The following is a 10,679-nucleotide window of genomic DNA, read 5'->3' as shown; positions in this document are numbered from 1 at the left end:
GGTCATCACCAAGAAGCTCATCCGCGACGACGGCGTGGCGACGCCGAACTTTCGGGTGATGCGTCGCGGCACCGAGAGCACCGGCGACCTGCGATTCCCGCTGGTCGTGAAGCCGCGTCGCGAATCCAACAGCTTTGGATTGCAACTCGTACATGAACCTAGCCGTTTGAGGCAAGCCGTAGAGATGATCGTCGCGCAGTATGGGCAGGATGCACTCGTGGAAGAATATATCGATGGGCGGGAGCTCTGCGTCGCCCTGCTGGGAAACGAAGAACTCGAGGTGTTACCTCCCGTGGAGCACGACTTCGGCGACCGCGAAAGACGTGTTATCACCTGGGAAGACAAGCACTATATAGCTGTGGCGGCGCCGCAGAAGATTTGCCCGGCGCAAATCGGGACTGAGCTTGCGACGATGCTGCGGGATATTTCGGTCGCGACCTTCCGTGCCTGCCTGGGTCGGGATTATGCCCGCGTCGACTTCCGGATCGACCGCTCCGGCCAGCCTTTTGTCCTCGAGATCAACTCCAGCCCGTCACTCAATATGACGCACTCTTATGTCCGGGCTGCGACGACCGGCGGATACAGCTTCTCGAACTTGGTCAATCGCATCCTCGATCTTGCCCACATACGGTATTTCGGGGTCTCCATCCCAAGGGCGAATACGCCGAATACCGACCAAATTGTTCCGTGATAGCCGGTCGTTGGGCAAAGACTCTGGCGCTCGCCGGATTGCGACGATGTGAACGTTGTGATGCACTGACGATTGCCAAAGCTTCGACGGACACCAATTACGATGGCCCAGAAACGGATCAAGCAATGAACTGTCCAGTGCCGGCTACCGTGGACGGCATTTCTCGTAAAGACTTCATCCCTGAGCTGCAAACTAGGCCATCAACTTCGAGTGGCGCTGGAGGGTCCTTTGACAGAAATCCGTGTTCTTCCTTCACGAACCGCCTATTCGACGCCGGGGGAACTTGGCGCGCGAATAATGGGCGGCGATGGTCCTTATCTCGTAGACGCCGATGGGACGCGCTATCTCGATGCGTCCTGCGGATCGGGTTCTCTCATCTTCGGTCATGGAGACGAAAAGATCATCGACGCGCTGCACGCCCAGAGTCGCAAGTTGACGCTTTTTCCGTCACGGCAGTTTAGCTCCGAAATCGTCGAGCGTTACGCTCGACAATTGCTCGATTTCGGTCCGCCGAGCATGTCGCGGGCGATCACTTTCAGCAGCGGTTCCGACGCAGTCGAGGCGTCTCTCAAATTGGCGCTTCAACATCATTTCGCCGACGGGCGACCGCAACGGCGCAAGATCGTGGGACGCAACGCCTCTTATCATGGAAATACAATTGCTGGACTCGGCGCCGGAGGGTTCGTCGCGCGCCGGAAGCCTTATGAGGGCGTTCTTGCGGCGTGCGCCAAGGCTTCCCATGCGCATTGCGGCGCCTGCGAGTTCGGCCTTGAGGCGTCGACTTGCGCGCTAGAATGTGCACAATCGATCGAGGACGCGATCATTGAGGAAGGTCCGGAGAATGTCGCAGCGGTGATCGTCGAGCCGATCGTCGGTGCCGCGCTGAGTGCCGCGCCGCCGGACCCACGGTATCTGCCGCGGGTTCGGGAGCTCTGCCGCCACCACGACATACTGCTAATTGCCGACGAGGTCATGACTTGTTTCGGTCGCACCGGGCGGCCATTCGCAAGCATGCACTGGAACGTCGAGCCTGACATCGTTATCTGCGGCAAGGCGATCAGCGCCGGTTATTACCCTTTGTCGGCACTTCTAGTGAGTGAGCGGGTGGTTCACGGGCCGTTGGCACGCGGCAAGTATTTTCAGAACGGTCAGACATTTGCTTGCAGTCCTGCCGGCGCGGCCGTGGGACTGGCTGTCTTGGACCGGTTGGCGGATGGAAGCGTCGCTGCAAACGCGACGCGCATGGGCGAACTACTGCGAAGTTCGCTTCGCAAGGAGCTTCCGGGCGAGCTGATCAAGAAAATCCGCGGCATCGGACAGATGATTGGTTTTGATATCATTACCTCCGCAACCAACAATTCTCGAGCCGTTTCGCCAGGTCGCTACGGCGATCGATTTCAGCGCGCCGCGCTCAAACGTGGGTTGGTGATCTACGCCAGCAGTGGTAGTTCCCGAAGTGAAGCAGGCGATCATGCGATGCTACTATTGCCTTTGACAATTTCCGAGTGCGAAGTACAGGAGGCCACAGCGTCGCTTGTCGCCGCGGCAAACGACCTTCTCGAATCCGGGGGCAAGTAGCGGCCGTGACATTGTCCGGCCAATCGCACGTTGGAGCCTGCGATTGGCGGTGACGGGCCTGGTTCCGCGTTGGTCCATTCCTCGCGCACTTCGGCACTGTCGCATCCCTTCTCGCGGAGCATACGCTTCGGCGATTACGCCGGGAGACCGGCAGGGGAGTAGTCAGTGAAAATTCATCGTAGCGAGCCGCATTGGCCCCAAGCCGTGCATCGCTGGCCGCGAGGCCAACGATGAAGCGTCAGCAGAGGATCCCACAGAACTACGAAAGAACTAAACTTCCGGGTGCCGACGCTATACTCATAGCGTAAGGCAACATGGTCGAGCATGCCGATGCGAGTGCTCGGATAACCCGGCGTGCTCAAGCGCATGTGTGGAGACCCCTTGCGCGGGAATCCCGAGATCTCGTGTCTGGTCGGCGACGATGTCGCGCCGGTACGCATCGGAAAGGACAAGAGCGCAATCGATGATGAACTGATGCGAGAAGACTCCGCCATAATAGCTGGTGAAGCCAAGGGAACAAGGCGGAAAGGCTGATCAAGGCGGCGTGATCGCCGATCGCGGCGAAATTGATTCAGAGCCCAGATTGAGCGCCTTTCGACGATTTGATCGTTCGGTAGCGGAGAACGCTTCATAGGCTGTGCTGCCCCCACAACATGACCCTACACACGAGAGCCGTGAACGTCGATCACTGCTCCGCGGGTCGTGGTCGAGTAGCTCAGCCATTTGGCTTTCGCCCTCACAGATCCGGGCAGGCGGCTTTCCCGCACCCGGCTCTTCCCGAGGGTAACCCGCGTCATATCCGCGCCTGCGCCCAAGTGCGAGTGATGCGTGGAGCGGGCAGACGGAAGCGTGCCGTCAGGGTCTCGAACTCCGACCAGCCCATGCGCCGACTTTTCTGGCTGCGCCGTCTCAGACAGCGCATCCACGTCCGACGCACTTCGCGGTAGAAGCCGTTGAGCGCTGGATAATTGTGCGGCCTGCCGTAGTAGCCATAGTGTCCCCGCGGGACAGCGGCGAACCACTCGTGCCGCGTGGCCAGTGACTCGTGCATGAGCCTCCAGGCGTCCTTGCGCAACGCCGTCAGCTTGCGCGTCAGGCGTTTCCCTTCCGTCTTGTGCTTCACGATGAACCGGCCGTCCCGGGTCCGCCCGCAGTAATGGGTGAAGCCGAGGAAGGCGAACTCTCGGGCCGCCGCTCGCCGCGCCGCTGACGCGAGAGGGCCGCGAACCGGCCGAACTCGATCAGTCGCGTCTTGCCCTCATTTAGCGTCAGGCCAAAGCTGGCCAGCCGCGCCTTGATGGCCAAGAGCATTTCCTGCTCATCTGCCTTGTTCTCGAAGCCCATGACGAAGTCGTCCGCATAGCGCACTGTCAGAATGCGACCGCGTGCATGGCGTCGACGCCATTGGTGGACCCAGAGATCGAGGATGTAGTGCAGGAGATGTTGGCAAAGAGCGGGCTGATGCCTGCCCCTTGCGGCGTGCCTCTGTCCGTATCGTGCTTCTCGCCGCTCTCAAGAATGCCAGCTCGTAGCCACAGCCCGATGAGCCGTAAGATGCGAGGATCGCGATCCTGTGCGCCACCATCCGCAAGAGCCACTCGTGGTCGAAGAAGCTGCGTATGTCGGCATCGAGCACCCAGTTCACGCGCTGACTCATGATCGCTGTATGCAGGGCATCAACGCCATGTGCGGATTCCGCCCTGGCCGGAAGCCGTAGGAGAACCCGAGGAAGTCGGCCTCGTACACGGCGTTCAACACCTCGGCCACCGCGCTTTGGACGATCTTGTCCTCCAGCGTCGGCACACCGAGAGGCCGCTTGCCGCCATTGGCTTTGGGAATGTAGACCCGCCGCACCGGCTGTGGCCTGTAGCGACCAGCGTGGATCCGTGCACAGAGGTCGCGGATGTTATCCGTGAGCCTCTCTTCGTACTTGGCCACCGTTATCCCATCGATCCCCCGCGCTGGCCTGCCGCTTTTGTCGTCGCATCGACATGGTGCAGCAAGGCCGTGAACCGGGTTTGGGCAGCCTGCTTGGCCGCTGCGTTCACCCGCGCGAGGTTTGGCAGCAAGGCAACCCGGCTCTGTGTTCGGCCCTTGGCCTTCTCGCGCAGGCTCCTCTCGGGCCGGCCCCTTCCCTCCATACGTCTCTTTTCCTTCGACGACTTCACAGGTACTATGGATCAGTCCGACTCCCAACCTCAGCTCGGACCGCGGCTCTGGCAGTGGCTTGCCGCTGCCCCCCATTGGAGACCAATCCAACGGACCCCGTCGGGCCTCTCATGTTCCGATGATTACCTTCCATGCGTGATCCGGCCATCGACCCCGACGGAACGGCATCGTCTTGTATAGCGACGATGCTCGTGCCGCCTTCGTGCTTAGGGAACACACTCGGCCTCCGCGAACTTTCACCTTTCGAGGCTCATTCCCGCACCCCGCATGGCTCCTGTCTACACTTCAGACGCCGCGTTACCACGACGCCCGCAAGACTCGGTCCCGGCTTGCCTGCTAGAGCTTTGGCCGGATGGGACCTGCACCCACAAGCAAATCATCAGCTTGGCATGACGTACTCCCTGATGGTGGTGTAGCTGGGTAGAGCAAAGCCGCCCGGACGCGCGCCCCCAAATAGCGCCGTAGCGGGCGGGCGGCTTTGCGGGGTCACCGGCAGTTTCTCCGGTAGGATCGGGTTGCGACACGCCAACGCAACCGAGGAACCACCGATGACCGACGACATGATGGACCTGCGCACGCTGGTGGAGAAGACCCCTGATGCCGATCTGTTGCGCGAGATGATCGGCTTTGCGGCCCAGCGCCTGATGGAGCTGGAAGTCGAAAGCCAAACCAGGGCCGCCTATGGCGAGAAGACCCCCGAGCGTCTGGCCCAGCGCAATGGCTACCGCGACCGGATCTGGGAGACCCGCGCCGGCACAGTCGAACTACGCATCCCCAAGCTGCGCAAGGGCTCCTACTTCCGGGCTTCTTGGAGCCGCGACGGATGGCCGAGAAGGCGCTGACCGCCGTGGTGCAGGAAGCCTATGTGCAGGGCGTCTCGACCCGTTCGGTGGACGACCTGGTGCAAGCGATGGGCATGACCGGCATCTCAAAGAGCCAAGTCAGCCGGCTCTGCCGCGAGATCGACGACAAGGTGAAGGCCTTCCTAGCCCGTCCGATCTAGGGTGACTGGCCGTATTTGTGGATCGACGCCACCTACGTGAAGGTGCGCCAGAACGGCCGCATCGTATCTGTCGCGGTGATCGTCGCGGTCGGCGTTAACAGCGACGGCCGGCGCGAAGTGCTCGGCATGGATATCGGCCCGTCCGAGGCCGAAACGTTCTGGACGGCGTTCCTGCGCAAGCTGGCGCGGCGCGGCCTGCGCGGCGTCAAGCTGGTCGTCTCCGACGCCCATGAGGGGATCAAGGCCACGCTCGGAAAGGTTCTCAATGCCACCTGGCAGCGCTGCCGTGTGGGGGCGTTGAAGAAGTGGCCAATAGATTTCGCGCGATGCAGCGACCAGCCCCGTCATGGGCCTTGCGTGAAAACCCGCGCTACAGCGCGATCTGAAGCCGCAAACGCACTATGAGGGACAATCCAAGGCAGAATAAGCGCAAGGAGACCGGCTGCCAGCCGCTTGAGGTTGATGGCGGCGGCTGTCAGGTAGGCCTGGATCTTTATGTTTGGCAGACCACGCCGTATGGCGCGCGCCAGTCCGTGCCAGGTCTTGGCTTCGCCGTGGAAGCCCTCTGAGCGCCAGCGATGGCGCTGATAGAGCCGTCGATCCTGTCTGCTCCATCGCTCGCGACGGCGGCGGGCGCGGAGCAGTGCAGGATAATCGTCACCGATAACGACCGCTTTGTTAACCCGCCCTTTCGATAAGCAATCGCCCTTGAGCGGACACCGGGCACAGTCCTTCGCCTTCGAATAGAAGAAACGGCCGACTTGATGGGTCGCCCGGGGCGCAAGATACGTCCTTGCGGGCACTTCAAGATGTCGTGCTTGGCATCGTATCGGAATTGTCTGAGCGGTACGCGGCTCTTGATTGGTTCGGCTTTAGCTGGGATCAGGGCGTCGATGCCGCGCCGCTCGAGCGCACCGTAGACCTTAGCGTAGGCATAGCCGGCATCCGCGGTGACCGTCTTGATGTCGACGCCTGTCACAGCTTCAACCTCATCTACTTGCGGCTCAATCATCTCCCCTTCGTTCGTTTGTCCTGTCGTAATCGCGACGTCCAGAATGACGCCGACCTTGTCAGCGACGGCAGTGTGCTGCTTGTAAGCGGGCTCCAGCCGCCGGTTTCGGGCATTGGTGGCCATTGTCGCATCCGGATCGGTGGTGCAAATCTTCTTGTACTTGCCGCTCTGCCGGCCCTTTCTCTCGAGTTCGCTTTCATCCTCACCGTGATTTTCGCTCAGCACATCCATCACATGCTGCTCGGTGAGGCTGTCCCAACTCACGTTAGCGCGGATCAGCGACGCATAGATGTGAACCACTTCGGCTGTTGCGATCTTGGCCTTCAGGCAGGCCTCGACAGTGCGTTTGAAGATCCTACGGAATCGCTCTTCGCCCCAGCGCTGGCGGATGCGCGTCAGGCTTGAATGGTGCGGTAGCTGCTCGTGCAGGCCATAACCAGCAAACCAGCGAATGGCGATGTTGACCTGAGCCTCACGGATCAGCTTGCGATCGTGTACGATCCCGGTGAGCAGACCCACGAGCATCAGCCGTACCGCGGCTTCCGGATCGATGCCTGGCCGACCGTCGTTCGCGCAATAGCAGTCGGAGACCTCTTCCCTTAACCAAGACAGGTCGAGCACACGATCGACCCGCGCCAGCACGTGCTCATCTGGGACGAGCTGTTTCAGCGATCCCGTGACGAAGAGCTCCAACTGATCCCGCTCCTTGCGCCCCAGCATCTCGTTTGCTCCGCCGATCGCGAATCGCCGACGAGAACGGAATCAGCCAATTGCAGCTTTTTCAACGACCCCCGTGTCCACTTCATGCGCAACGCACTGGCCCATGCCGGCAAGAGCGGCCGGCGCGTCGTCTCCGCCTTCATCGCCACCGCCTTCGCGCAGGACGATGCCGAGGCGGCGCGGGTTCAATGGCGCAAGGTCGCCGATCAGCTCCGCCCGAAGCTGCCGAAGCTCGCCGGCTTCCTCGACGAGGCCGAGACCGACGTGCTCGCCTATATGAGCTTCCCGGCCGCGCACCGGGCCAAGATGGGCAAGCGATTTTTCGTGACCGAGATGACGATTGCAGAAATCGCGTACGTCCATTCTTTTGTTCGGCTGCGCCGCGGGCCCGTTCTTCCGTCCCGGCCACCGATCTCGCAGCCGCCGCGCGCAGGGTCGGTCAAGGCTGGCCGCGTTTGCGGCCGCCGCAAGGCTTGGCCTTGACCGACCCCGAGCACGGCGGCATGCTGGCGTGTGACGGGACTGCATTCCTGGCTGGCACTTGCCGTCAGGTGGGATTATCCTTGGCGGGCGCGGGCGACCTCGTGGCGAAGCGTGGCGGCGTCGGCTGCAAGCGCCACCAGGTTGCCTATTTTGTCCTGCCGAGCTGAGGCGCCCGCGCGCCGGTTTTTGGCCGCCGTGGTTTCCAGCGTCACCAAGCGCTCGTAGCTTTGCTCTGCCTGGGCGGCAATCAACATCTCGCGGTCGCGCAATGCCTTGATGTTGTAGGCATACGCTGGCCCGCGACGGCTGCCTTTCTGTTGCGGATGCCCGGCTTGAAGCTGCATCGCGCAGGTCTTGATGGCGACCAGTGCCGGGCGTGCCCACAGGTAATCCTCGCCCTTCGTCAACAAATGCCAGCAAAGCACGGTTAGCTTCCGGGCCACGGCCACCGCGGCGATCTGATCGCCGCGCCGGGCGCGGATGCGCACGAAAAACGCATGCAGCGGACCGGGCGCCTTGGCCGCTGACCAGGCCGCCTCGACCAGCATGGCGCGCGCGTGACTGCGGCCGATCTTGCTGATGCGGCCGTGATGGGCGGCGCCCGGTCCGGACTGCCGCACCCGCGGGTTCAGCTTGAAATAGCTCACCAGCTTCTGCGGGCGGTTGAACCGGCTGATGTCGCCGATCGCCCCCATGATGCCGGCGGCGACCGCCAAGTTGACGCCGGTGATCGTCATCAATCTGTTGACCGCGGAATCGTCGATGGCGTCCTGCGATCTCGCGGTCGAGCAGGGCCAGATCTTCCGCCAGCCGGTCAAGCTCGCGGACGTGCCGATCGATCGCCGCGCGCTCATCGTCCGGCAACGGTTGGGCGGCCAACCACGCCCGGCCGCGGCGTTGAAAAGATCGGCATGCGGGCACTTCGGGATCAGGTGGGCGTGCAGGATCGAATGCACCTCTAAGAAATCTCATACCGGTTACCAATCCGCTCGAACGGGTCAATGGTGAGATCAAGCGACGGACCGAAGTGGTCGGCATCTTCCCGAATGAGGAGGCCATCACCCGCCTGATTGGCGCCATTCTGCTCGAACAGAACGACGAGTGGACGGTTCAACGCGGTCGCTACATGACACTGGAAACCATCGCCCAGTTGGGCGATGATCCCGCCGTCAGCTTCCCGGCCATCGCCAGCTGACCGATCCGGCCCTTGCCGGCGAACGTGGTGACCCACACTCAGCTGCACCACCCCACGGGACACGATCGCTCCGCGCCTCCGCGGCATCTGAAGGATATGAGTATCGAATGCCGAGAGACGTGCTTCGTTGGCCTCCAACGCTTTATCGCGCGGGTGCCGCGCTTGGCCGGGATTAGTTCCACAAGACACTCGGCAGCCTGCACTGGATAGTGCTTGTACGGGCTAACTGAACTCGCGAGTAGAACGTCTCCGGGACCGACAGACCAGAGCACATGATTAGGCGTTCCGCCGAATCCCTCGATCGGTACAGTGGGCGAGCCAAGCATTGGGCCGACATAACGCAGGAAGTTGAGCGGAGGCCGAGACAAGCGCGGAGCAAGGCACAGGTCGATCAATGGTCGGATCGTCCCCACGGCATGGCGGAGTGGCGCGGGTTTCCGCGAGCAGCTCGTTCGGGGAATGTCGTATGGGCGACCGCAACAAGAAATGTTTCGGGCCTCCACCGATGACATCGGCGGCCGCCAGCACCGCAATCGCGGATGGATGGGCGAGGTTGCTCAGTGGACATGCAAGGCATCAATCGTATCACCGATGAGGGCAACATCGCCCTCGGCCTCGCGTCAGCAGCTCCTCTGCACGCCAAGCAAAGCCTTCTGGCCGTTCTCAGTCTCCGCTAATTTCTCTTTCAAACGATAAAAACCATCGAAACCGAGGCGCTGTGCAAGCCGTCTTAGCGTCGCGGGAGGTATCCTGGTTCATTCATGGATAGCAATGCGACCTCTGTAGGATGATCGAGCAGCCAACGTTCGGCGACCTTCATCTGCCGCGACATCAACTCATAGCTGTCCTTGGTGACACCTGCGATGGGCGACTTCATTGTGATACAGTTAGCACGATCGAGGCGAGAAGCCCTAGGATATTTGCATGTTCGCCTAAACTCACAATGAAGAGCGAACGGCGATATAGTGTGCGCGCTTCGCGCGTCTGGCCGAAAGAAATCCAGAGACTAGGAACCATCGAAACGCTTGGCGCGATCGAGATTGGTGTCCGTCGAAGCTTTGGCGATCGTCAGTGGATCACAACGTTCACATCATCGCAATCCGGCGAGCGGCAGAGAGATTGTCCAACGACCGGCTACCACGGAACAATTCGGCCGGTATTCGGCGTGTTCGCCCTTGGGATGCAGACCCCGAAATACCGTATGTGGGCAAGATCGAGGATGCGATTGACCAAGTTCGAGAAGCTGTATCCGCCGGTCGTCGCAGCCCGGACATAAGAGTGCGTCATATTGAGTGACGGGCCGAAGTTGATCTCGAGGACAAAAGGCTGGCCGGAGCGGTCGATCCGGAAGTCGACGCGGGCATAATCCCGACCCAGGCAAGCACGGAAGGTCGCGACCGAAATATCCCGCAGCATCGTCGCAAGCTCAGTCCCGATTTGCGCCGGGCAAATCTTCTGCGGCTCCGCAACCGTCATATGATTCTTGTCTTCCCAGGTGATAACACGTGTTTCGCGGTCGCCGAAGTCGTGCTCCACCGGAGGTAACACCTCGGGCTCTTCGTTTCCCAGCAGGGCGACGCAGATTTCCCGCCCATCGATATATTCTTCCACGAGTGCATCCTGCCCATACTGCGCGACGATCATTTCTACGGCTTGCCTCAAACGGCTAGGCTCATGTACGAGTTGCAATCCCAAGCTGACGCACTCGTAGCGAGGCTTCACGACCAGTGGGAATCGCAGGTCGCCGGTGCTCTCGGTGCCGCGACGCATCACCCGAAAGTTCGGCGTCGCCACGCCGTCGTCGCGGATGAGCTTCTTGGTGATGACC

At 61.3% G+C, this 10,679-nt stretch carries 8 protein-coding genes and 3 pseudogenes; 5 read left to right on the top strand and 6 right to left on the bottom strand.

The annotated features are described in order from the left end of the window. Positions 1–691: ATP-grasp domain-containing protein (locus IVA92_RS08360; protein ID WP_247534191.1), on the top strand; the 691-nt coding region annotated here is incomplete at its 5' end. A gap of 228 nt (positions 692–919) precedes the next feature. Continuing rightward, entirely contained in the window at positions 920–2,269 is a 1,350-nt protein-coding gene (locus IVA92_RS08355; RefSeq protein WP_247276625.1) for an aminotransferase class III-fold pyridoxal phosphate-dependent enzyme, read from the top strand. A gap of 793 nt (positions 2,270–3,062) precedes the next feature. On the opposite strand, the gene IVA92_RS08350 is transcribed toward IVA92_RS08355, so the two are convergent. From IVA92_RS08350 to IVA92_RS35975, 3 genes are all read right to left on the bottom strand, one after another. Then, positions 3,063–3,392: a hypothetical protein gene (locus IVA92_RS08350; RefSeq protein ID WP_247276626.1), complete on the bottom strand. Its 330-nt coding sequence runs from the start codon at positions 3,390–3,392 to the stop codon at positions 3,063–3,065. Then, entirely contained in the window at positions 3,389–3,697 is a 309-nt protein-coding gene (locus IVA92_RS08345) for a reverse transcriptase domain-containing protein (RefSeq protein ID WP_247276637.1), read from the bottom strand. Before IVA92_RS08345 ends, IVA92_RS08350 begins: the two co-directional genes overlap by 4 nt. Positions 3,698–3,922: 225 nt before the next feature. Beyond that, entirely contained in the window at positions 3,923–4,207 is a 285-nt protein-coding gene (locus tag IVA92_RS35975; RefSeq protein ID WP_247276627.1) for a reverse transcriptase domain-containing protein, read from the bottom strand. A 779-nt stretch (positions 4,208–4,986) separates the two neighbouring features. Here IVA92_RS35975 and IVA92_RS08335 point away from each other — a divergent pair. Then, positions 4,987–5,732: pseudogene (locus IVA92_RS08335) on the top strand (IS256 family transposase); the annotation flags it as partial. Between the two features lie 119 nt (positions 5,733–5,851). Here the strand turns inward: IVA92_RS08335 and IVA92_RS08330 are convergent. Next, positions 5,852–7,173, bottom strand: a pseudogene (locus IVA92_RS08330) (IS1182 family transposase); the annotation flags it as partial. A gap of 72 nt (positions 7,174–7,245) precedes the next feature. Here IVA92_RS08330 and IVA92_RS08325 point away from each other — a divergent pair. Then, positions 7,246–7,482 (top strand): annotated as a pseudogene (locus IVA92_RS08325) (transposase); the annotation flags it as partial. A gap of 248 nt (positions 7,483–7,730) precedes the next feature. Here the strand turns inward: IVA92_RS08325 and IVA92_RS08320 are convergent. Next, on the bottom strand, positions 7,731–8,612 hold the full coding sequence (locus IVA92_RS08320; protein WP_247276628.1) for a transposase: 882 nt from the start codon (positions 8,610–8,612) through the stop codon (positions 7,731–7,733). 14 nt (positions 8,613–8,626) lie between these two features. Between IVA92_RS08320 and IVA92_RS08315 the strand changes: the two genes are divergently transcribed. Then, positions 8,627–8,851, top strand: coding sequence for a transposase (locus tag IVA92_RS08315; protein ID WP_346658119.1), 225 nt, complete (start codon positions 8,627–8,629; stop codon positions 8,849–8,851). Between the two features lie 1,134 nt (positions 8,852–9,985). On the opposite strand, the gene IVA92_RS08310 is transcribed toward IVA92_RS08315, so the two are convergent. Then, positions 9,986–10,679, bottom strand: a 694-nt coding sequence (locus tag IVA92_RS08310) for an ATP-grasp domain-containing protein (protein WP_247534188.1), incomplete at its 5' end; no start/stop codon positions are given.

Source organism: Bradyrhizobium sp. 154 (assembly GCF_023073875.1).
Taxonomy (GTDB): Bacteria; Pseudomonadota; Alphaproteobacteria; order Rhizobiales; family Xanthobacteraceae; genus Bradyrhizobium.
This window is presented reverse-complemented; position numbering and strand designations above follow the sequence as displayed.